Annotated in this window: 18 protein-coding genes and 1 pseudogene; 14 read left to right on the top strand and 5 right to left on the bottom strand. The window is 71.6% G+C overall.

Translation table 11 applies throughout. The features are described 5' to 3' along the window. Positions 1–135 precede the first annotated feature (135 nt). The 3 genes from hmgA to CRP49_RS25920 are packed head-to-tail and all read left to right on the top strand — an operon-like array spanning position 136 to position 3,425. Complete coding sequence (gene hmgA, locus CRP49_RS25930; protein WP_097255565.1) at positions 136–1,449, top strand: homogentisate 1,2-dioxygenase; 1,314 nt, start codon at positions 136–138, stop codon at positions 1,447–1,449. 45 nt (positions 1,450–1,494) lie between these two features. Then, the gene (locus tag CRP49_RS25925; RefSeq protein WP_097255564.1) at positions 1,495–2,244 is read left to right on the top strand and encodes a GntR family transcriptional regulator; all 750 of its coding nucleotides are present in this window, start codon (positions 1,495–1,497) and stop codon (positions 2,242–2,244) included. A 26-nt stretch (positions 2,245–2,270) separates the two neighbouring features. Beyond that, positions 2,271–3,425, top strand: coding sequence for a type ISP restriction/modification enzyme (locus tag CRP49_RS25920; RefSeq protein ID WP_179851749.1), 1,155 nt, complete (start codon positions 2,271–2,273; stop codon positions 3,423–3,425). A gap of 22 nt (positions 3,426–3,447) precedes the next feature. Here the strand turns inward: CRP49_RS25920 and CRP49_RS25915 are convergent, their stop codons facing one another. Continuing rightward, a complete protein-coding gene (locus CRP49_RS25915) occupies positions 3,448–4,176 on the bottom strand; it encodes a TetR/AcrR family transcriptional regulator (protein ID WP_097255563.1) in 729 nt (242 codons plus the stop codon). Positions 4,177–4,239: 63 nt separating this feature from the next. Here CRP49_RS25915 and CRP49_RS25910 point away from each other — a divergent pair, with 63 nt between their 5' ends. Genes CRP49_RS25910 through CRP49_RS25900 form a run of 3 tightly spaced genes read left to right on the top strand, consistent with a single transcriptional unit; the run spans position 4,240 to position 7,216 of the window. Beyond that, positions 4,240–5,196, top strand: a complete 957-nt coding sequence (locus CRP49_RS25910; protein ID WP_097255562.1) for an ATP-binding cassette domain-containing protein — start codon at positions 4,240–4,242, stop codon at positions 5,194–5,196. Continuing rightward, on the top strand, positions 5,193–5,975 hold the full coding sequence (locus tag CRP49_RS25905) for an ABC transporter permease (RefSeq protein WP_097255561.1): 783 nt from the start codon (positions 5,193–5,195) through the stop codon (positions 5,973–5,975). Before CRP49_RS25910 ends, CRP49_RS25905 begins: the two co-directional genes overlap by 4 nt. A gap of 44 nt (positions 5,976–6,019) precedes the next feature. Continuing rightward, positions 6,020–7,216 (top strand): CaiB/BaiF CoA-transferase family protein, encoded by a 1,197-nt coding sequence (locus CRP49_RS25900; protein ID WP_097255560.1) that lies wholly within the window; start codon positions 6,020–6,022, stop codon positions 7,214–7,216. Positions 7,217–7,269: 53 nt separating this feature from the next. Here CRP49_RS25900 and CRP49_RS25895 read toward each other — a convergent pair whose 3' ends face one another. The 3 genes from CRP49_RS25895 to CRP49_RS25885 form a co-directional block, all read right to left on the bottom strand. Further along, positions 7,270–7,539 carry a hypothetical protein gene (locus tag CRP49_RS25895; protein ID WP_094216730.1) on the bottom strand — a complete coding sequence of 90 codons (270 nt, stop codon included), beginning with the start codon at positions 7,537–7,539 and terminating at the stop codon, positions 7,270–7,272. A 126-nt stretch (positions 7,540–7,665) separates the two neighbouring features. Further along, the gene (locus CRP49_RS25890; RefSeq protein ID WP_097255559.1) at positions 7,666–8,484 is read right to left on the bottom strand and encodes an anti-sigma factor domain-containing protein; all 819 of its coding nucleotides are present in this window, start codon (positions 8,482–8,484) and stop codon (positions 7,666–7,668) included. Beyond that, the gene (locus CRP49_RS25885; RefSeq protein WP_094216728.1) at positions 8,481–9,023 is read right to left on the bottom strand and encodes a sigma-70 family RNA polymerase sigma factor; all 543 of its coding nucleotides are present in this window, start codon (positions 9,021–9,023) and stop codon (positions 8,481–8,483) included. Before CRP49_RS25885 ends, CRP49_RS25890 begins: the two co-directional genes overlap by 4 nt. Positions 9,024–9,234: 211 nt before the next feature. Between CRP49_RS25885 and CRP49_RS25880 the strand changes: the two genes are divergently transcribed. From CRP49_RS25880 to CRP49_RS25865, 4 genes are all read left to right on the top strand, one after another. Continuing rightward, the gene (locus CRP49_RS25880) at positions 9,235–10,776 is read left to right on the top strand and encodes a DUF4331 domain-containing protein (RefSeq protein ID WP_097255558.1); all 1,542 of its coding nucleotides are present in this window, start codon (positions 9,235–9,237) and stop codon (positions 10,774–10,776) included. A 99-nt stretch (positions 10,777–10,875) separates the two neighbouring features. Then, positions 10,876–12,525: a lipopolysaccharide assembly protein LapB gene (locus CRP49_RS25875; RefSeq protein WP_097255557.1), complete on the top strand. Its 1,650-nt coding sequence runs from the start codon at positions 10,876–10,878 to the stop codon at positions 12,523–12,525. Beyond that, positions 12,522–14,159 carry a nickel transporter gene (locus tag CRP49_RS25870; RefSeq protein WP_097255556.1) on the top strand — a complete coding sequence of 546 codons (1,638 nt, stop codon included), beginning with the start codon at positions 12,522–12,524 and terminating at the stop codon, positions 14,157–14,159. Before CRP49_RS25875 ends, CRP49_RS25870 begins: the two co-directional genes overlap by 4 nt. Positions 14,160–14,204: 45 nt before the next feature. Then, the gene (locus CRP49_RS25865) at positions 14,205–15,806 is read left to right on the top strand and encodes a serine/threonine-protein kinase (RefSeq protein ID WP_097255555.1); all 1,602 of its coding nucleotides are present in this window, start codon (positions 14,205–14,207) and stop codon (positions 15,804–15,806) included. 3 nt (positions 15,807–15,809) lie between these two features. Here CRP49_RS25865 and CRP49_RS25860 read toward each other — a convergent pair whose 3' ends face one another. Continuing rightward, positions 15,810–16,616 (bottom strand): SGNH/GDSL hydrolase family protein, encoded by an 807-nt coding sequence (locus CRP49_RS25860; protein WP_097255554.1) that lies wholly within the window; start codon positions 16,614–16,616, stop codon positions 15,810–15,812. A 326-nt stretch (positions 16,617–16,942) separates the two neighbouring features. On the opposite strand from CRP49_RS25860, the gene CRP49_RS25855 reads away from it, so the two are divergent. The 4 genes and pseudogenes from CRP49_RS25855 to CRP49_RS25840 all read left to right on the top strand — a co-directional run. Beyond that, entirely contained in the window at positions 16,943–18,151 is a 1,209-nt protein-coding gene (locus CRP49_RS25855) for a S8 family peptidase (protein ID WP_097255553.1), read from the top strand. Between the two features lie 84 nt (positions 18,152–18,235). Next, on the top strand, positions 18,236–18,739 hold the full coding sequence (locus tag CRP49_RS25850) for a hypothetical protein (RefSeq protein ID WP_257033488.1): 504 nt from the start codon (positions 18,236–18,238) through the stop codon (positions 18,737–18,739). A 390-nt stretch (positions 18,740–19,129) separates the two neighbouring features. Beyond that, positions 19,130–19,951, top strand: coding sequence for a glycosyltransferase family 2 protein (locus CRP49_RS25845; RefSeq protein WP_097255552.1), 822 nt, complete (start codon positions 19,130–19,132; stop codon positions 19,949–19,951). Next, positions 19,948–20,922, top strand: a pseudogene (locus tag CRP49_RS25840) (glycosyltransferase family 2 protein); the annotation flags it as partial. The gene CRP49_RS25845 and the pseudogene CRP49_RS25840, both read left to right, overlap by 4 nt. Positions 20,923–21,261 lie beyond the last annotated feature (339 nt).

Here is a 21,261-nt window from a genome sequence, read left to right as displayed (position 1 = left end):
AAGTCTGGTTCCGGCCCTACCCCGGAGGGAGGACGACGACCCAAGGCGGAGGGAGGACCGCCCGAGGCCCTCTTGCGTCCGCCCCCGCTCATTCCTACGGTGATGCATAGGAATGAGGAGCGCAAGGGAGCGATCATGAGCGGGGACGCACGGAAGACCGCCGAGGGACTGTCGTATCTGTCCGGATTCGGCAACGAACACGCCTCGGAGGCGGTGCCGGGCGCCCTGCCCGAGGGCCGCAACTCGCCGCAGCGCGCGCCGCTCGGCCTGTACCCGGAGCAGCTGAGCGGTACGGCGTTCACCGAGCCGCGGGCGCACAACCGCCGCTCCTGGCTGTACCGGATCCGCCCGTCGGCCGCGCACCCGGCGTTCACCCGCACCGGCAACGGCGCGATCCGTACGGCTCCCTTCACCGAGACGGTGCCCGACCCCAACCGGCTGCGCTGGAACCCGCTGCCCGAGCCGCCGGCCGGCACGGACTTCCTGGCGGGCCTGTGGACCCTGGGCGGCAACGGCGACGCGACCCAGCGCACCGGCATGGCCGTGCACCTGTACCACGCCAACTCCTCGATGGAGCGGGTCTTCTCCGACGCCGACGGGGAGCTGCTGATCGTGCCGGAGCGCGGCGGGCTGCTGCTGCACACCGAGTTCGGCAGGCTCCCTGTGGAACCGGCCCATGTGGCGCTGATCCCGCGTGGGGTGCGCTTCCGTGTGGAGCTGCTGGACGACTCTGCGCGCGGCTATGTGTGCGAGAACTATGGGGCGCCGTTCCAGCTCCCGGACCTCGGGCCGATCGGCGCCAACGGTCTCGCCAACGCCCGGGACTTCCAGGCGCCGGTCGCCGCGTACGAGGACGTGGAGGGCCCGGTGGAGGTGGTGAACAAGTTCTGCGGCAACCTCTGGACGGCCACCTACGACCACTCCCCCCTCGATGTGGTCGCCTGGCACGGCAACCATGTGCCGTATGTCTACGATCTGCGCCGTTTCAATGTGATCGGCACCATCTCGTACGACCACCCGGACCCCTCCATCTTCACGGTCCTGACCTCCCCGTCGGACACCCCGGGCCTGGCCGGCGTCGACTTCGTGGTCTTCGCGCCGCGCTGGCTGGTGGGCGAGGACACCTTCCGGCCGCCGTACTTCCACCGGAACGTGATGAGCGAGTACATGGGGCTCGTCGAGGGCGCCTACGACGCCAAGGCGGAGGGCTTCGTGCCGGGCGGCGGCTCGCTGCACAACATGATGTCGGCGCACGGCCCGGACCGGGAGACCTTCGACAGGGCCAGCGCCGCCGAGTTGAGGCCGCAGAAGATCGACGACGGGCTCGCGTTCATGTTCGAGACGCGCTGGCCGGTGACGCTCACCCCGCACGCGGCCGAGGCGGACCACCTCCAGCAGGGATACGACGACGTGTGGCGGGGACTCGAACGTCACTTCCGCGCGCTGTGACGCCTGCGTTGCACCGAACGTTCTTCAACAGGTACGGATAGCCATGTGACCTCCTTCGCTCCCGATTCGATCGTCCTGAACCGCAAGCTGCCGCTGTGGTACCAGGTGTCGCAGTCACTGCGCGCCTCGATACTCGGCCGCTCGCCACGGGACCCGCTGCGCCTGCCCACCGAGGAGCAGCTGGCCGAGCACTACGGGGTCAGCGTGCTGACCATGCGGCAGGCGCTGAAGGAGCTGGAGGACGAGGGGCTGATCAGCCGGCACCGGCGGCGCGGCACGTTCATCGAGCCGGGTGTCCGGCGCGGTGCTCCGGTGCGGCTCCTCGGCTCCGTGGACGCGATCGTGGCCCAGCAGTCCGGTATGACGACCGAACTGCTGGACCACGGCAGCGTCCCCGTGCCGGCCGATCTCGCCGAGCACTTCCCGGACCTGACCGAGGTGGCGACGTACCACCGCCTGCGCAGCGACGAGAAGACCGGCGAGCCGACCAACCACGCCCTCAACCACGTACGCCCCGAACTGGCCGCACGCATCGACCTGGACGACCTGGTCCGCTGGCCGATGACGAAGGTGCTGCGGGACGTCGTCAGGGCGGACATCAGCCGCATCACGGACACCGTGGAGGCACGGCTCGCCGACCCGGAGACCGCACGCCTCCTGGAGGTGCCGCTGCTCAGCCCGATCCTGCACTACACGGGCGTGACGTACGACGCCGACGGCCGGGTCCTGGACGTGGCGGTCATCCACTACCGGGGCGACCGCTTCTCCTTCACGGTGACTCTGGACGCCACCTGACCCGGCGCGCGGAACCAGGCCGTACCATGCCCAGCGTGACGCACGACGACGCTCCGCTGCTCGCGGACCTCATGCCGTGGTCCGTCGCACCGCTGCGGCCCGGCCGCGCCTGGCCGACGGCACCCGAAGCGGCTTCCCTCAAGGCCCGCTGGGACGCCCTGCTCAAGGCCGAAGGGCCGGACCGCGAGGCCCTGTTCGAGCCGACCCGCTCCCGCACGCTGCAGTCCGCGGTGGGGCAACTGCCCGGCCAGCCCACCGGCACCGAGCGGCTGGCGCGCGCCGAAGGCCCCTGCGCCGAGCCGGTACGGGTCCTGGCGGCGCCCTTCGACGAACAGTGGCTGATCCCGGACCACCGGCTGATCGACACGGCCCGCCCGGAGTTGTGGCGGGTGGCGGACGAGCACCAGGTGTTCGTGGTGGAGACGGCCGAAGACGCTGCCCCTCTCCTGGCGACCTCTCTCCTGCCCACCCTCCGCACCGGCCGCATCCGCCCGCTGTACCGCCGCCCGGACGGCACGGAACCGAACCTGGCCCCGGGCCTGCTGGACCACCTCTCCGACCGCCTCGGCACCCGCCCCGCCCCACCGGACGTCCTGGCCTGGATCCTGGCGACGGTCCGCCCCGACCTCACCGTGCCGCTCACCGAGGACACCGAACTCTGGTCCCGGGGCGTCCAGCTGGGCCACCGCATGCTGTGGCTGATGCGCCGCGACGGCGAGCGCCCCAAGCTCCCGGGCGGCCGCCGCCCCTACGTCCGCGCACCCCTGCCCACCCTCCCCGCGACCCTCGACTACGACCGGGACGAGGAGACCCTCCACCTCGACGAGGGCCGCATCTCTCCCGTTCCACCGGAGGCCTGGGACTACGCGGTGTCCGGAGCCCGCGTCCTGGAGACCTGGTTCACGACCCGCACGACCCCGCCCGAGCCGGGCACCCTGGCCGCGATCCGCCCCGCCACCTGGCCGCAGCCCCGGACGTCGGAGCTGCTGGAGCTGATCACGATCCTGTCCCTGCTGGCGGAACTCCGCCCACAGCGGGCCGACCTGAACCCCACCTCGACGATCACCGCGACCGACCTCCGCCAGGCCGCCGTCCTCCCGCCCCCGGACTCGTCCCACCGCCCCGCCTCGGTCCTGAACCACCACGAGGAGGGCCCGGAGGGACAGTTCGCGCTGCTCTGACGCCGGTTGTCCAGGGCGGCCCTCAGCCGCACCCGCCCAGCCGGCCCGGCGCAAACGCGTCCAGCACCCGCTCCAACGACCGCTGGAACACCGCCTCCAGATCGACCGGCCCCGGATCCTCGCTGAACGCCGCCGCCATCCTCGGGTAGGCGCCGGAGGCCAGCCGGCCGCCCAGATAGGCGGCACGTGCCGCGTTCTCCTCGGCCTCCGACCACGGCAGTGCCCGCGCCCGCTCGGCCGTGTCGAGTTCGTTGCGGACGTACGTGGTCACCACACCGTTCAGCATCGCGATCAGCTCGACCTTGGTGCCGTTGGACGCCTCCAGCGGGTCGAGGCACGCCAGGCAGTGCTCCAGATAGCGAAGAGCCTGCGGGCTGAAGCCGTACACCGGGGACATCAGGCGCGGAACCCACGGGTGCCGATGCATCAGCGCGCGCGTCTCGTGCGCCACCCGGAGCAGGTCCGCCCGCCAGTCCCCGCTCGGCTCCCACGGGACGTGCTCCGCGCTGACCGCGTCCATCATCAGCTCGTACAGGTCCTCCTTGCGGGGGACGTAGTTGTACAGCGACATGGTGCCGCAGCCCAGCTCGGCCGCGACATGCCGCATGGACACCGCGTCGAGCCCCTGCGCGTCGGCGATCCGGACAGCCGCTGCCGCGATGTCGTCGCGCGTGTAGGAGGGCTTCGGGCCCCGGCCCGTGCGCTCAGGGCGCGCCCAGATCACCTCGGGGACGGCCCCTCGGACTGCCATCGATCATCACCTCGGCCACCATCCTAGTTACGTACAGCGTACGTAGTGCGCTATGGTCGCCCCATGACTACTACGTACGCTGTACTTAGTGAAGGTCTGGAGAAGCGCTTCGGCGCTGTGCACGCCCTGCGCGGGCTGGATCTGGCGGTGCCCAAAGGAACGGTCTGCGGGCTGCTGGGCCCGAACGGGGCCGGGAAGACGACGGCCGTACGGCTGCTGACCACGCTGCTGCGGCCCGACGCGGGCTCGGCGCGGGTCGCGGGCCACGACCTGGTGCGCGAGGCGGCGGCCGTACGGCGCCGGATCGGCGTCACGGGCCAGTACGCCTCGGTCGACGGGGACCTCACGGGCTGGCAGAACCTGCGGCTGTTCGCGCGGCTGCACCGGGTGCGGGGCCCTGCCGGCCGCGCCGACGAGCTGCTGGAGCAGCTCGGGCTGACCGAGGCCGCGGACCGCCGGGCGTCCACCTACTCGGGCGGCATGCGGCGCCGCCTGGACCTCGCGGCGAGCCTGATCCGGCGGCCCGACGTGCTCTTCCTCGACGAGCCGACCACCGGACTCGACCCGGCCAGCCGCACCCGCATCTGGGAGGCGGTGCGCGAGCTGCAGAAGGACGGCACGACGGTGCTGCTCACCACGCAGTACCTGGAGGAGGCCGACCAACTCGCCGACCACATCGCCCTGGTGGACCGGGGCCAGGTCGCGCACACCGGGTCACCCGCCGAACTCAAGGCGCTCATCGGGTCGTACGCCGAGGCCGTCGTCGCGCATGCCGACGGGCTGCCGGACGCGGCCGCCGTACTCGACCGACTCACCGGCTCCGCACCCGCGTTCGACCATGAGCGGGGCGCGGTCGGCGCGGTCACCACCGACCCGACCCTCACCCTGCCCCGCCTGGTGCGCGAACTCGACGCGGCCGGGGTGCCGTTGCTCGACGTGAGTCTGCGGCCGCCGACCCTCGACGACGTCTTCCTCCGGCTCACCGGGGAGCCGGCCGGCAGCAAGGAGCTCGCGGCATGAGCGCGTTGGCCCACGACGGACTGGCGATGGCGGGCCGGCAGCTGGGCCGGGTCCGCAACACGCCCGGCCTCACCGTCCTGACCCAGCTGATGCCGGTCAACATGCTGCTGTTCTTCGGCTACGTCTTCGGCAGCGCCCTGGCGATGCCCGGCCGCGAGTACCGCTCCTTCCTGGTGCCCGGACTGCTCGTCGCGACCGCGGCCGGCGGCCTGATGACCGGCATGTTCCAGGCCGCCGCGGACACGCACCGGGGCGTGATGGACCGCTTCCGCACCATGCCGGTGAGCCGGGCCGCGGTACCGCTCGGGCAGGCGTTCGCCGACCTCGTCGTCACGGCCCTCGGCACCGTGCCCCTGCTGCTGGTGGGGCTCGCGGTGGGCTGGCGGATCGAGGGCTCCGCGCTCGCGGCCGCCGGAGCCGTGGGGCTGCTGCTGCTCTTCCGGTTCGCCTGCACCTGCGCCGGGATCTTCCTGGGGCTGCTCACCCGCAGCGAGGACGCCGCCGGACAGCTCGGCGCCTCCTCCTTCGTGCTGCCACTGCTGTCCAACGCCTACATCCCCACCGGGAACCTGCCCGGCTGGCTGCGCACGCTCGCCGAGTGGAACCCGATCAGCGCGGTGACCACCGCGCTGCGCAAGCTGTTCGGCAACGCTTCGGCCCCGGCCGACTCCGCCTGGCCGGTGGCCCACCCGGTCGCCGGGGCGCTGCTGTGGAGCCTCGTACTGACCGCGGTGTTCCTGCCGCTCGCCGTACAGCGGTACGCACACGGCGAGCGGTGACCCCCTGCTGACAAAGCCGCCGGTCAGGGGAGATCATCCACCCCATGGATCTTCTCCCGCTGCCCCTGGAGGGCATCACCGTCGTCGCCGTCGAACAGGCCGTGTCCGCGCCCTTCGCGACCCGGCAGCTCGCCGACCTGGGCGCCAGGGTCATCAAGGTGGAGCGGATCGACGGCGGCGACTTCGCGCGCGGGTACGACACCGCGGCCGGAGGTCTCGCCTCGCACTTCGTGTGGTGCAACCGGGGCAAGGAGTCCATCGCCCTCGACCTCAAGGACCCGCGCGGTCTGGACGTCGTACGGCGGCTGGTCGCGGACGCCGACGTGTTCGTGCAGAACCTCGCGCAGGGGGCCGCGGCCCGGCTGGGGCTCGACGCTGCCACGCTGTGCGCGGCGCACCCGCGGCTGATCGCCGTGGACATCTCGGGCTACGGCAGCTCGGGGCCGTACGCGGACAAGCGGGCCTACGACATGCTCGTGCAGTGCGAGGCGGGTCTGGTGTCGGTGACCGGTACGCCCGGGCAGCCCGTCAAGGCGGGGATTCCGGCGGCGGACATCGCGGCGGCCATGTACGCGTTCTCGGGTGTGCTGGCCGCGCTGGTGCGGCGCGGCACGACCGGGCGGGGCGGGCCGGTGGAGGTGTCGATGCTGGAGGCGCTGGCCGAGTGGATGGGGCATCCGCTGCACCACGCCATGCACGGGGGTGAGCCCCCGGCCCGCACCGGGCTCGCGCATGCCGTCATCGCGCCCTACGACGCCTATGCGACGGCGGACGGCGGACGGGTGCTGCTGTCCGTGCAGAACGACCGGGAGTGGCGACGGCTGGCCGAACAGGTCATAGGACAGCCTGAACTCGGGTCGGACCCGGCATTCGCGACCAATGCCGCCCGGGTGGCGAACCGGGAGCGCACCGATGAGCTGGTCGCCGGGGCGCTCGGCGAGCTGGACGCCGACGAGGCGCTGGCCCGGCTGGAGCGGGCGGGCATCGCCTGCGCACGCCTCAGGGATCTGCACGAGCTGGCGGAGCATCCGCAACTGGCGGCCAGGGAGCGGTGGCGTCAGGTGGGTTCGCCGGTCGGGCCGCTGAGGGCGCTGCTGCCGCCCATCACACTGCCGGGTGGGGACGACGCACGGATGGGCGATGTGCCCGCGCTCGGTCAGCACACCGGGGCGCTGCTGCGTGCCGTGGGGATGACGGACGACGAGATCGCAGCGTTGCGCCGGGACGGTGTGACGGCCTGAGCGCGGGCCTCCTGAAGAGGACTTCAGGTACTGCCGGTTCGCTCAGCGACCGCTCAGCGTCCGCCGAACAGCGAGCGGCGCAGCCGGCGCAGCGGCGCGAAGAGGGAGACACGGCTGACCCGCGCACCTCGGTCGCTGCGCTCGTGCGCGGTGTCACGTGCCGTCAGCTCAAGCATCAGCGAAGTCGCCTCGGCCGCCTTCTGCTGCGGTATGGCGGGACCCGCCAGCACCGACAGATGGCGGTCGAGGCGCGAACTGGTCGCGCTGCTCCCGCAGGTGATAGCAGGGACCCTCGCCCTGCTGCGCACTGTTATCTGCTCCATGTCACTCCCCACCCGTACGAGTCCACCCGGCCCGGGCAGAGTAACCCTATCTCCCATGTGGGGCACGCGTGTATCGCACCCACAGGATTCACCTTCCCCGCAAGGCGGTTGACCATCCCGAGATGACTACTCTCCGAATCCGACCGATTTCAGGGCGAGTTGGACAAGCGGCTGGCCGGTGGGCTGCGCTGAGCCGCCGTCAGGCTCGACGGTTACGGCGAGTGACGTCGAGGACTTGCCGAGCCCCTTGGCGACCAAGGGCGTGTCGGCCGCGAAGAGCCCGAGGGAGCGCGGTTGCACATGGGGGCGCATGAGCCAGAGCTGGTGCACGCGACCGCCGGACGGGGTGCCGTATCCGCTGAGGGTGACGACGGCCTGCCCCTCCGATGCGGAGGCGATTACTCCGATACTGCGGCCCCGGGCGTCCTCGCTGCTCGCGGCGCGGGCGTCGCGAGCGGCCAGAACGTGGGCGATCTCACGTGCCCGGTCCCGCTCGGCGTCGAGTTGGTCCCGGGTGCGGTTCGCCTGGACCGCGAAGAGGGAGGCGACGACGAGGGCCGCGGCGGCGGTCGCCGTGGCGAAGGGAACGAAAAGGGGGCGTCCGCGGGGCGCACGGGTGCGCGACGGCGGGGGCTGAGTGCCCCAGACGTGCGGTGGCAGCTGGGGTGCGCGCTCCCGGGCCGGCGCGGGCGCCTGCTCCTGCGGGATGGTGCGGACGGCGGCCAGGACCCGGTCGCGCAGGGCGGCCGGTGCGGGGGCGGCCGTGGACCAGGCGAGGCGCACCGCGTCCTCGGACAGGGCCCGCACTTCGGCGGCGCAGCGGTCGCAGCCCCTGAGGTGCTTCTCGAAGCGGCGCCGCTCGCCGTGGTCGAGGGCGTCGAGCGCGTAGGGAGCGGCGAGGGAGTGCAGGTCCTCGCGGCCCAGCAGGCGGCCGAGGATGCTCATGCGGCACCTCCCAGGCACTCGCGCAGCCGGGTGAGTCCGTCGCGCATCCGCGTCTTGACCGTGCCCAGCGGCAGCTTGAGCCGCTCGGCCACCTCACGGTATGTGTAGCCGTCGTAGTAGGCGAGGGTCACGGACTGGCGCTGCAGCGCGGTGAGCCGGTCCAGGCAGCGGCGCACCCACTCGCGTTCCAGACCTGCCTCGACCTCCTCGGCCACGTGGTCGAAGGCGGGTTCACCGGCGCGCAGGGCCTCGCGCTGTTCGCGTTCGCCGGCCGCGCGGGCGCTGCGCACCCGGTCCACGGCGCGGCGGTGGGCGAGGGTGAGGACCCAGGACAGGGCGCTGCCCCTGCGGGGGTCGAACCGGCCGGCGGAGCGCCACAGTTCGAGCAGCACCTCCTGGGCGACCTCCTCGGACTGGGCGGGGTCGCGCACCACCCGCCGTACGAGCCCGAACACCGGTCCGGAGACCAGTCCGTACAGATCCTCGAAGGCCTGCTGATCACCGCCCGCCACGAGCACGAGAAGCTCGTCCGCCTCCACCCCGGTCCCCCTTCCGTGGCCGCAGCCGGCCGCCCTGCCTCTGACCCCACGCATCCGCACGAGCGCACACCTCCGGCGGGTGATACGGATCGGCGGGCCGAAAACGCGGGTCTGAAACGTCGAAAAAAAATCTTCCGTCAGACCAATCCGATCGGCTCCTCCGCTCCGTATACCCGTCCGTCAAGGCAAGTTGGCACTGAGGACGGACGGCATGACACCTCTCTTCTCCAGGAGCGGCACGGGACGCAAGGGCCTGGTCTCGCTCATCTGTGGTGCGCTGGCCGCCGGAGGGCTCGCAGCCGCCGGCGTCGCCACGCTGGAACCCGGGGCGGCCTCCGCCTCCTCGCACCGGGAGGCCCCGCTGATCTCGGGGACCCCGCAGTACGACAACACGGACCTGTACGCCTTCGTGAGCCCGGACAAGCCGGACACCACGACGATCGTGGCCAACTGGATCCCGTTCGAGGAGCCGGCCGGCGGACCGAACTTCTACACGTTCGCGGACGACGCCCAGTACGACATCCACATCGACAACAACGGTGACGCGCAGGGCGAGCTGCTGTTCCGCTACACCTTCAAGACGCACGTCAAGAACAAGAACACCTTCCTCTACAACACGGGGGCGGTGAAGAGCCTCGACGACCCGAACCTGAACATCACGCAGACCTACGACATCGACCTGGTCAAGCTGCACAACCAGAAGGTGGTCTCCAAGACACGGCTCGCGGACAACGTGCCGGTCGCGCCGTCGAACGTCGGCAAGGCGTCGATGCCGGACTACGCCAAGCTGCGGTCCCAGGCCATCTACAAGACGGCGGGCGGTGGCGCGACCTTCGCCGGGCAGGCCGACGACCCGTTCTTCGCCGACCTGCGCGTCTTCGACCTGCTCTACGGCGGGAACCTCTCCGAGGTCGGACGGGACACGCTCAAGGGCTACAACGTCAACACGATCGCGCTGCAGGTGCCCAACGACCTGATCCGCGAGTCGTCCAAGCAGCCGATCGTCGGCATCTGGTCGACGACGCAGCGAAGGAACGCGCAGGGTTACTACGAGCAGGTCTCGCGCCTGGGCAACCCGCTGGTGAACGAGGTCGTCAACCCGCAGAAGGACAAGGACAAGTTCAACGCGTCCCAGCCCTGGTACGACGCTCAGTTCCTGAAGAACGTGACCAACCCCGAGCTGCCGAAGCTCATCGAGTCGATCTACAAGATCAAGGCACCCGCCGAGCCGCGCAACGACCTGGTCGACGTGTTCCTCAAGGGCGTCAAGGGCCTCAACCAGCCGCCGTACGTGAAGCCTGCGGAGGAGCTGCGGCTGAACACCTCGATCAAGCCGAGCATGCACCCCAAGCGGCTGGGCGTCCTCGACGGTGACAACGCGGGCTTCCCGAACGGCCGTCGCCTGTCGGACGACGTGATCGACGCCTCCCTCCAGGTGGTCGAGGGCGAACTGGTCGGCTCCAAGAACGACTTGGGCGACGCGGTCGACAAGAACGACAAGGGCTTCGAGAAGTACTTCCCGTACGTGGCCGAACCGACGGCCGGTTCCCGCGGCGCCCTGGCCAAGGGCACGTCCGGCAACGCCGACGTCCGCAGCCAGCTCGGCGACGCCCTGCAGCCGGCCGGGTCCTCCTCCGACGGCTCCGGCAACACGATGCTGATCGCCGCCTCGGCGGCCTCGGGCGCGGCCGGAATCCTGCTGATCGGCACCGCCTTCGCCTGGTGGCGCCGCCGGATGCAGCGCCCGTACTGATTCCGCACCCCCACCGACCGGCGCGGCCCGTATCCCCCTCCCCCACGGCGGGCCGCGCCTTTCCCCTTCCAGACACAACCAGGCGACCGAGGAGAGGGCATGCCCCCGCGCACGAACGACGACGAGGCCGAGACCCGGCCCCCGATCCCTGGCGGGGATGCCGCCTTGGCCCCTGCCACTCCCGAAGCGGAACCAACCAGCTCGGGCACAGGGGTGGAGCCGGGCGGGTCCGGGGCAGAGCCTGACGGGTCCGGCGCGGAGTTGGGCAGGCCCGAGGCAAAGCCGGTCGCATCCCCAGCGGAGTCGACCAGGCCCGAGTCAGGCGCAGGTGGGCCGGAAACCGCACCTGTCGTCCCCCACTCGCACGCCTCCCCCTCCGGCACCGACCGCCGCGTCGCCGCCGTGCGTCGGGTCGGTGCCGGCGGGCGGCGTTGGCGGGCGGCTCAACTGGTGGGTTGTGCCGCTCTGTTGGCCGTCGCGCTGACGGGTGGTGCGATTGCCGTCGGGGCGGCGCGGGATGGTGGGTCCGCGGTGGCGGTCGCCTCCAGTGCTGTCGATCCTGGGGTGCTGGGCAGCGGGAATCTGGACGCGGGCATCGCCTCGCTGCAGGCGCATCTGCGTTCCCAGCCACGGGACTTCGGCAGTTGGGCCACCCTCGGCCTGGCCTATGTCGAGCAGGCGCGGACCAAGGGGGACCCGGCGCGGTACCCGCAGGCCGAGAAGGCTCTGAAGCGGGCCCTGGACCTTTCCCCCGGCAACGACCAGGCCCTGGCCGGCCGGGCCGCGCTCGCCGCCGCGCGGCACGACTTCAAGGACGCGCTGACCTACGCGGACCAGGCCCTGAAGGAGAACCCGTACAGCGAGCGCGCCCTGTCCTCGCGCATCGACGCCCTGGTCGAACTGGGCCGGTACGCCGAAGCGGACGGGGCCGCCAAGACCGCCGACACGCGCAAGCCGGGCGTGCCGGTCTTCACGCGGTACGCGTACGTGCACGAGCTGCGCGGCGACGTTAAGACCGCCCGGCGCGTGCTCAAGCAGGCCCTGTCCGTGGCCACTTCGCGGGGCGATGTCGCCTACGTGGCCGCCCAGCTCGGCCAACTCGCTTGGAACCAGGGCGAATACCCGACCGCGCTCACCTACTACGCCCGGGCCCTGGCCGCCGACGAGAACTACCTCCCCGCGCTGGAGGGCCGGGCCCGTGCCCAGGCCGCCAGCGGTCACCGGGACGAGGCGATCAAGGGTCTGGAGACCGTCGTCTCCCGCTATCCGCTGCCCGGACCGCTCGTCGAACTCGGCGAGCTGTACGAGGCCCGTGGCGCCGCCGGCGACAAGGCCAGGGCGCGCGACCAGTACGCGCTCGTGGACGCCTGGATCGCCCTCGCCCGCGCCAACGGCGTCAACGCCGACCTCGACACCGCGCTGGCCGCCGCCGACCACGGCGACAAGGCCTCCGCCCTGCGCGCGGCCCGCGCCGAGTGGGCGCGCCGCCACACCGTGCACACCGCGGACGCCCTCGCCTGGGCACTGCACGTCAACGGCCGTGACAAGGAAGCCCTCCCGTACGCCCGCCGGGCCACGGCGACCGGCTACCGCAACGCCGCCTTCCTCTACCACCGCGGCATGATCGAGCTGGCCACGGGCCACGCCGAGGACGGCCGCGCCTGCCTGAGGGCGGCCCTGAAACTGAACCCCGGCTTCTCTCCCCTGGGCGCGGCCCGGGCCCGTAGGGCACTGGAGGCTGCCCAGTGAACCTCCGTCGCCCCCTCGCCTCCGCGGCAGCGGTCCTCACCGCCGCCTGCGCCGTCGTGCTCACCCCGGCCACGGCCGCGAGCGCGCACCCCCTCGGCAACTTCACCGTCAACCGCTACGACGGTCTCGTCGCCGCCCCCGGACAGCTCCGCGTCGACCATGTGGAGGACCTCGCCGAGATCCCGGCCACCCAGGCCAAGCCCGACATCAAGCGGCTGGGCCTGTCCACATGGGCCGAGCAGCGGTGCGCCGAGGCCGCGCGGGGCAGCAGGCTCACCGTCGGGGGACACTCCGCCACGCTCGCCCCCGGCTCCGCCCACGCGAACCTGCGGCCCGGGCAGGCCGGGCTCAACACGCTGCGCGTGGAGTGCCGGTTCACCGCTCCGCTCCCCCGGGGGAAGTCCGTCGCGCTCGGCTTTCACAGCGCGGGTACCACCAGCGGGCCCGGCTGGCGGGAGATCACCGCCCGCGGCGACCGCATGACGCTCACCGCGACGGACGTACCGAAGATGTCGGTCTCGCACGAACTCACCAGCTATCCCAAGGACTTGCTGTCCTCTCCCGCCGACACCGCCACCGCCTCCCTGCGGGTGCGCCCCGGCGGCCCGGCCCTCGCGCACGAGCGGCAGGAGCCGCAGGACGCCCCCGGCGCCTCCGTACTGCCCCGGGGCGCCGACCGCTGGACCCGCGCCCTCGACGACCTCGTCGCCCGCCACAATCTCACCGTCGGCTTCGCCGCGCTCGCCCTGCTCATCGCCGTCGCCCTCGGCGCGATGCACGCCCTGGCACCGGGCCACGGCAAGACCCTGATGGCCGCGACGGCGGCCGCGCGCGGCGGCCGGGCCCGGCTGCGCGACGTACTGCCCCTGGCCGCCTCGGTCACGGTGACCCACACCCTCGGCGTGGTCGCTCTGGGCCTGCTCGTCACGGCCGGTTCCGCCGCCACGCCCTCGGTGATCGCCTGGCTGGGCATCGCCAGCGGCGCCCTGGTGCTCGTGGCGGGCGCGAACCTCGTACGACGGGCCTGGCGCAACCGCGCACACGCACATCCGCACCCTCACCCTCACCCCCACGCGCACCCTCACGCGCACGAGGAAGCCGAAGCACGCCCGCTGGCCCTGGTGGGTGCGCACCAGGAAGCAGCCCACGCTCAGCATGGCCACCATCACCATCACCACGACGGCCACCCCCATCACCACGACCACGACCACGGGCACGCGCACGGGCACGGGCACGAGCACGCCCTGGTCCACACCCACGGCGGCCACACCCACTCCCACCCCACCGCCCCCACCGTCCGCGGCACGATCCTGCTCGGGTTCGCCGGCGGTCTGGTGCCCAGCCCCTCCGCGGTCGTCGTGCTGGTCGGGGCCGCGGCGCTCGGGAAGGCCTGGTTCGGGCTGCTGCTCGTCGTGGCGTACGGCGCCGGTCTCGCGCTGACGCTCACGGCCGCCGGGTTCGCCGTCGTCCGGCTGGGCTCGGGGATGACCCGGGTTCTGGACCGGCGCCCGCGCTGGACCGCCCATCCGGTGGCCGCCCTGGTGCGCCGGACCCTGCCGCTCGCGTCCGCGCTGGTCGTCGTCGCCCTGGGTGCCGGATTGGTGCTCAAGGGGGCCGCATCCGCACTCGGCTGAGCTACTTTTGTGGAGAAATCACGTGAGATGCCGTGGGGGTCGCCCATGTCCGAAGAGCCGGGGCGTGAACGTGTGATCGCGGGCCGCTACCGTCTGCTGTCGCCGCTGGGCGAGGGCGGCATGGGAACCGTGTGGCGCGCCCGTGACGAGGTGCTGCACCGCGAGGTGGCCGTCAAGGAGGTGCGGGCCCCGGCCGGGCTGCCCGCTTCGGACGTCGAGCGGATGTACGCGCGCCTGGAGCGCGAGGCGTGGGCGGCGGCCCGGGTCGCCAACCGCAACGTGGTCACGGTGTACGACGTGGCGATGGAGGGCGGCCGCCCCTGGATCGTGATGGAGCTGGTGCGCGGGCTGTCCCTCGCCGACCAGTTGGACGCCGAGGGTCCGCTGCCGCCGCAGCGGGCCGCGCACATCGGTGCCGAGGTGCTGGCCGCGCTGCGTGCCGCGCATTCCGCCGGGGTGCTGCACCGGGACGTGAAGCCGGCCAACGTGCTGCTGGCGAACGACGGCCGGGTGGTCCTCACCGACTTCGGCATCGCGACGGTCGAGGGCAGCTCGGCGCTGACCATGACCGGCGAGGTGATCGGCTCGCCCGAATTCCTGGCGCCGGAGCGGGCGTTGGGGCGTACGCCGGGTCCAGAGTCGGACCTGTGGTCGCTGGGCGTGCTGCTGTACGCGGCCGTCGAGGGCAACACCCCGTTCCGGCAGGACACTCCGCTGAGCACCCTGCGCGCGGTGGTGGACGAGGAGCTGCCGCCGCCGCACCGGGCCGGACCGCTCGCCCCGGTCATCGAGGGGCTGCTGCGCAAGGACCCGGCCGAGCGGCTGTCCGGCGAACGGGCCGAGCACGATCTGCGGATCGTGGCGGCGGGCGGGACCCTCGGGCCGGCGCAGACGGACACGACGCCTGCCTCGCCGTACGCCCCGACGGTCGCGGCCCAGCCGCAACGGCCGTCCCCCACACCGCCGATGCCCGTGCCCACCGGGTATCCGGGGCCGCGGACCACGGCCGTCGAGCCGGAACGCAACCGGCGGGCCGGCGTGGTCCTGGTGGCCGGTCTCCTCGCGGTCCTGCTGGCGGTGGCGGGACTGACGTACGCGCTGCTCAACCGGCACAACGGCAGCGGTGACGGGAACGCCGGCGCGCACACCAGCCGGGCCGGCCAGAGTGCGCACACGCCGAGCCCGAGCACCAGCACCCACACGGACACCGCCGCGCCGCCGCCCACGCGGAGCAGCAGCGCCCCGCCGAGCAGTCAGCCGGCCCAGTCCGTGCGGGTCACCCTGACGGGCGCACACACGGAGTACGACGGAAGCTGCCCGCCGCCGACCGCGCAGGCGCCCGCGTTCACGGCGACGTTCACGGTGGGGCGGGTGCCCGCGCAGGTGGAGTACCGGTGGGTGCTCGCGCACGGGTCGGTCTCCGACCCGGGGTGGAAGACGCTGTCGTTCCCCGCGGACGGCGGGAAGACCCAGCAGGTGCAGGTGGTCGTGACGGCCTACTCGGACAGCGGGACGATCGACAACGAGATCAGCGTGGAGGTGCGCAGTCCGGTGCGGACCACGTCGAACTCGGTGCCGTTCACGGTGACCTGCGCAACGACGGAGACCCCGACGGACGGGGCCTCCGCTTCACCTTCGGCCTCGTGACGGTCAGGCCGCGTTCGTGAGCACCGGCAGGTAGCCGCCGGACTGGCCGGCCGCGGTGGGGTGGTACGACTCGCCGATGGAGAGCCAGTTGACGCTGTGCAGCCAGGAGTCGCCGGAGCAGATCTCGTGGCCGGTGAACGTGGTGCGGACGTCGCCGAAGACGAAGTCGTGGTCCAGGGCGCGCTTCTGGATGGCGGCGTCGATGTAGTCGGCCGCGCCGTTGATCGCGGAGCGCTTGGTCTCGGAGAGGCCGAGGCAGGTCTGGCCGAGCTTGTAGAAGCGGGGGTAGCCGAGGACGACCACCTGGGCCGTCGGGGCTTTGGCGCTGATCGCGTTGTAGACGGCGTCGAGCTTGCCGGGGAGCGTGGAGTCGACGTACGCCTTGGCGCTGTTGATCTTGGAGATGCAGGCGCTGTCGGACGAGATGACACAGGTCGTCATGACGTCGGCGAAACCGGCGTCGTTGCCGCCGATGCTGATCGAGACCAGGGCGGTGGAGGAGTTGAGCGAGCCGAGCTGATTGGCGAGCACATCGTCCGTCTTGGCACCGGAGCAGGCGTTGAAGGCGAACGAGGACGGGCTGTGCGCGGCGTTCCACAGGTACGGGTACGCCTTGGTGCTGCGGTCACAACTACCGCTCGAACTGATGTAGCTGCCCGCTCCGACCCCGGAGGAGTAGGAGTCGCCGAGCGCCACATAGCCGCCGTTCGCGGCAGCCGTGGAGGCCTGCGCCGTGGCGGCCCCGGCGAGGGCGAGGCCGGTGGCGAGGAGGAGCGAGGTCACGGATGCCGCAAATCGGGAACGTCTCATGGAACCTCCCTTTAGCAGGATGTCTGCCACAACTGTCGTAGCAACTACGCGTGTTGACAGGAAGTGTTCATGCCAAGACTTTTTAGGTCTCAACGACGTCTCGACGGGATCGGCTCAGGACGTTCACGCTCGAGTTATTGCGTGTGCATGTCAGATCTGTTGACAGCTCGTCAACTCCCTTGTTCTACCCCCATAGATGACCGAGGCTTTACCCAGCCCCGGAACGGAACGCGACGCTCCAGGGTCGTGCGCGCGATCCCGCGCGCACCCCCCACAGACGCGCGCCGGACCCGGGCGCGCGCTGCCAGGAGGAGGACTCCCCCGCAATGGCACAGCTGCGTACCAAGAAGCTCCGCACGGCCGCCCTCACCGGCCTGGCCTCCGCCGCCCTCGTCGGCTCACTCGCCGCGCTGCCCGCGCAGGCGGCCCCGGCCACCGGCAAGGTGCTGGCCGCGAACTCCCCCACCGCCGTCAAGGGCAGCTACATCGTCACCCTGAGGAAGACCGCCGGCTTCGCGGCCTCGTCGAGCACCGGCAAGGGCCTGATCCAGCACTACGGCGGCACGGTGCAGAAGACCTTCCGCTCGGCCCTCAACGGCTACACCGCCCACCTCTCGGCGGCCGAGGCCGCCAGACTCGCCGCCGACCCGGCGGTGGCCACCGTGGAGCAGGACCAGCGGGTCCACCTCGCCGACACCACGCAGTCCAGCGCCCCCTGGGGCCTGGACCGCATCGACCAGGCGAGCCTGCCGCTGTCCGGCACCTACACCTACCCGGACAGCGCGGGCAGCGGCGTGACGGCGTACGTCATCGACACCGGCGTCCGCATCACGCACTCCCAGATCAGCGGCCGTGCCTCCTACGGCTACGACGAGGTGGACAACGACACCACCGCCCAGGACGGCAACGGCCACGGCACCCATGTGGCCACCACCATCGCGGGCTCCACCTACGGCGTGGCCAAGAAGGCGAAGATCGTCGCCGTCCGCGTGCTCGACAACAGCGGCTCGGGCACGACGGCCGGGGTGATCGCCGGTGTCGACTGGGTGACCGCGAACCACAGCGGGCCCTCGGTCGCCAACCTCTCGCTCGGCGGCGGCGCCTCCACCTCGCTGGACACGGCGGTGCGCAACTCCATAGCCAGCGGCGTCACCTACGCCGTCGCGGCCGGCAACAGCAGCGCCAACGCCTCCTCGTACTCCCCGGCCCGGGTGACCGAGGCGATCACGGTCGGTGCCACCACCAGCTCCGACGCCAAGGCCAGCTACTCCAACTACGGCTCGGTGCTCGACCTGTTCGCGCCGGGTTCCTCGATCACGGCCGGCTGGAACACCAGCGACACCGCGACCAACACCATCTCGGGCACCTCGATGGCGACCCCGCACGTGGCGGGCGCGGCCGCCGTCTACCTGGCGAGCCACACCTCGGCCACCCCGGCCCAGGTCGCCACGGCCCTGGTGAACGGCGCCACCAGCGGCGTGGTCACCAGCCCGGGCAGCGGCTCGCCGAACAAGCTCCTGAAGCTCGTCCCGTAACGGCCGTACACACCCCCTGAACACCCCGTTCCCCGGAGGCCTCGAAGGCCTCTGGGGAACACATGTTTACAGAGGGATGTCATCTTGACGGCCCCCTTGGGCCTGCGCCACATTGAAGCCCGGCATCCGGCGCGCTGGGGGGCAAAGTCGCCAATGCAGACCTTACGCATCAAGACACCTTCGGCGGACAACACCGGAGAAGACGCCGAGCGGGTGCGGCCAGGTCCGGGGAGGGACCTGTCTCCGCTGCTCGCGGGGGCGGCCACCGCCATCGGTGCGGTCGGCGCACTGCTCGCGCTCACCGACGCCGACTCACCGCTGCGCGGACCGTGCACGCTGTTCTTCCTGCTCGCGGCGCCGGCCGTGGCGATCGGGGCGGCGCTGCGCGGGCTGGATCGCTTCGGCCGGGCGCTCACCGCGCTTGCGGGCGCGGTCGTCCTGGACATGCTGGTTGCCCAGGGCATGTTGGCCGTGCACCGCTGGTCGGTGCGTGGCGGGATCGTCGCGGTGACCGCGCTCAGCCTGCTCCTGCTCCTGCTCGCCGTCGGCCGGGAGAAATTCCGTTCGAAAAAACTCGGGCAAGAGTGAAGAAGCCAGGCCAAAGTTGTGTAACGGCCAAACCAATAAAAACGTGAGACCTCCTTCCAGGTCTTGCCATTCTGCTTCAATCGTCAATACCGTCGTACATCTCACCCGCATCGGTCCGTCAGTACACGGTTCAGGGGAGGGCTCAGGGCCGTGACGTTCCGGCGCGGGGCGCGGTAGGGGGGTGCCGTGCTCGGTGACCGCACTGGTGACCGAGTCGTGCCGCGCGACCGGCTGTCGTCTTTTTCCGGCAGACCGGCCAGCTTTGCCAGCTCGTTCGCGTGCACGGAGATCAATTCGCCGTGCCGAGGATGAGAAACCCCCCTTTCGAACCGGACACAGAGCCGGGCTGCCCAGGGGCGGGCGGTCCACCGGACGAGAGGGACCACACTCATGAGTTCTGTTCTGCATCCGCCGAGTTCGGGCCAAGATCCGTTACTGGCCGCCCGTTACCGGCCCATCTCCTCTCACCTGGCGATCACTCCGCCGGTGAGCGTGGTGATTCCCGCCATGAATGAGGCGGAGAATCTTCCCTACGTCTTCAAGACCCTTCCGGACTGGATACACGAAGTGGTTCTCGTGGACGGCAATTCCACCGACGACACGGTCGAAGTGGCCCGCTCGCTGTGGCCCAAGGTGCGCGTCGTCGAACAGCAGGGCAAGGGCAAGGGGGATGCCCTGATCACCGGGTTCGAGGCGTGCACCGGCGACATCATCGTGATGGTCGACGCGGACGGCTCGGCCGACGGCAACGAGATCGTGTCGTACGTCTCCGCCCTCGTCTCCGGCGCCGACTTCGCCAAGGGCTCGCGCTTCGCCAATGGCGGCGGCACGGACGACATGACCTTCATCCGCAAGCTCGGCAACTGGGCGCTGTGCACCATCGTCAACCGCAAGTTCGGCGCCCGCTACACCGATCTCTGCTACGGATACAACGCGTTCTGGCGGCACTGCCTCGACAAGATCGACCTCGACTGCACCGGTTTCGAGGTCGAGACGCTGATGAACATCAGAGTGGTCAAGGCGGGGCTGAAGGTGCAGGAGATCCCCAGCCACGAGTACCTCCGCATCCACGGCACGAGCAATCTGCGGGCCGTGCGGGACGGGATCCGGGTGCTGAAGGTCATCCTCAAGGAGCGCTCCAACCGGCGTGCCCTGCGTCGCCAGGCCCACCACGAGCGACTGCTGAACACCGGGCGGGGAGAGGTGTCTTGAGAGATCCCGGCATCTCCGTCGTGATCTGCGTGTACACCGAGGACCGCTGGGAGGACATCCTCGCGGCGGTCTCCTCGGTGCGCGCGCAGTCGTATCCGGCGCTGGAGACGCTCCTGGTCGTGGACCACAACCAGGTTCTGCTGGACCGGCTGGCCCGCGAGTACAAGGAGGCCGGCGATGTGCGCGTGCTCGCCAACGCCGGCCCGCGCGGGCTGTCGGCCGGCCGCAACACCGGTATCGCCGCCTCCCACGGCGAGGTGATCGCCTTCCTGGACGACGACGCCGTGGCCGAGCGGGACTGGCTGCGCCGCTTCGCCGAGGGATACGCCGACCCGCGGGTGATGGCGGTCGGCGGCCGTACGATGCCCGTCTGGGCCTCGGGCCGGCGTCCCGCCTGGTTCCCGGAGGAGTTCGACTGGGTCGTGGGCTGCACCTACCGGGGGCTGCCGCCGGGCCGCGTCCGAGTCCGCAACGTACTAGGCGGAAACGCTTCTTTCCGGCGCACGGCGTTCGAGGCGGCGGGCGGCTTCGCGACCGGCATCGGCCGCGACGGCGACCGGCGCCCGCTGGGCTGCGAGGAGACGGAACTGTGCATCCGCCTCACCCGGGCCCGCCCCGACGCGGTCCTGCTCATCGACGACCGCGCGGTGATCCACCACCGGGTGCCCGCCGCCCGCGAGCACTTCGCGTACTTCCGCACCCGCGCCTACGCCGAGGGCCTGTCCAAGGCGCTGGTGTCCCGCAGCGTCGGCGCCGACAAGGGCCTGGAGTCCGAACGCCGGTACACCACCCGCGTCCTGCCCGCCGGAATCGCCCGCGGCCTCCGTGACGCCCTGCTCGCCCGCCCGGGCGGCGCGGGCCGCGCGGGCGCGATCGTCGCCGGGGTACTCACCGCGGCGGGCGGCTACGTGGTGGGCAGCGTGCAGGCCCGGCGGGGCGGACCGACGTTCTCCGTCGTACGGATCGAGGGGGGCACCCTCACCGATGCGGGCGTGCGGATCGGTGCGGACACCGGGAGCGATCTGGGCGTACGGATCGCCGGGGACACCACGAACGACCCCCGCGTACGCATCGGCGAGGACACCACAAGCGATCCGGGCGGGCGGATCTACGGGGACGCCGCGAACGACCCCGGCGCACGGATCGGCGAGGAAGCCACAAGCGACCCCGGCGCACGGACCGACAGGGACACCACAAGCGATCCGGGCGTACGGATCGACGGAGACACCGCGAACGATCCGGCCGCACGGATCGACGCGGACACTGCAAGCAACCCCGGCGCACGGACCGACAGGGACACCACAAGCGAC

Source organism: Streptomyces sp. Ag109_G2-15 (assembly GCF_900215565.1).
Classification (GTDB): Bacteria; Actinomycetota; Actinomycetes; order Streptomycetales; family Streptomycetaceae; genus Streptomyces; species Streptomyces diastatochromogenes.
This window is presented reverse-complemented; position numbering and strand designations above follow the sequence as displayed.

What these genes read in the sequence shown, in the direction of transcription:
- hmgA (WP_097255565.1), top strand. Translation starts at nt 136, where the DNA reads ATGAGCGGGGACGCACGGAAGACCGCCGAGGGACTGTCGTATCTGTCC.
- CRP49_RS25920 (WP_179851749.1), top strand. Translation starts at nt 2,271, where the DNA reads ATGCCCAGCGTGACGCACGACGACGCTCCGCTGCTCGCGGACCTCATG.
- CRP49_RS25915 (WP_097255563.1), bottom strand. Translation starts at nt 4,176, where the DNA reads ATGGCAGTCCGAGGGGCCGTCCCCGAGGTGATCTGGGCGCGCCCTGAG.
- CRP49_RS25910 (WP_097255562.1), top strand. Translation starts at nt 4,240, where the DNA reads ATGACTACTACGTACGCTGTACTTAGTGAAGGTCTGGAGAAGCGCTTC.
- CRP49_RS25905 (WP_097255561.1), top strand. Translation starts at nt 5,193, where the DNA reads ATGAGCGCGTTGGCCCACGACGGACTGGCGATGGCGGGCCGGCAGCTG.
- CRP49_RS25900 (WP_097255560.1), top strand. Translation starts at nt 6,020, where the DNA reads ATGGATCTTCTCCCGCTGCCCCTGGAGGGCATCACCGTCGTCGCCGTC.
- CRP49_RS25895 (WP_094216730.1), bottom strand. Translation starts at nt 7,539, where the DNA reads ATGGAGCAGATAACAGTGCGCAGCAGGGCGAGGGTCCCTGCTATCACC.
- CRP49_RS25890 (WP_097255559.1), bottom strand. Translation starts at nt 8,484, where the DNA reads ATGAGCATCCTCGGCCGCCTGCTGGGCCGCGAGGACCTGCACTCCCTC.
- CRP49_RS25880 (WP_097255558.1), top strand. Translation starts at nt 9,235, where the DNA reads ATGACACCTCTCTTCTCCAGGAGCGGCACGGGACGCAAGGGCCTGGTC.
- CRP49_RS25875 (WP_097255557.1), top strand. Translation starts at nt 10,876, where the DNA reads ATGCCCCCGCGCACGAACGACGACGAGGCCGAGACCCGGCCCCCGATC.
- CRP49_RS25865 (WP_097255555.1), top strand. Translation starts at nt 14,205, where the DNA reads ATGTCCGAAGAGCCGGGGCGTGAACGTGTGATCGCGGGCCGCTACCGT.
- CRP49_RS25860 (WP_097255554.1), bottom strand. Translation starts at nt 16,616, where the DNA reads ATGAGACGTTCCCGATTTGCGGCATCCGTGACCTCGCTCCTCCTCGCC.
- CRP49_RS25855 (WP_097255553.1), top strand. Translation starts at nt 16,943, where the DNA reads ATGGCACAGCTGCGTACCAAGAAGCTCCGCACGGCCGCCCTCACCGGC.
- CRP49_RS25845 (WP_097255552.1), top strand. Translation starts at nt 19,130, where the DNA reads ATGAGTTCTGTTCTGCATCCGCCGAGTTCGGGCCAAGATCCGTTACTG.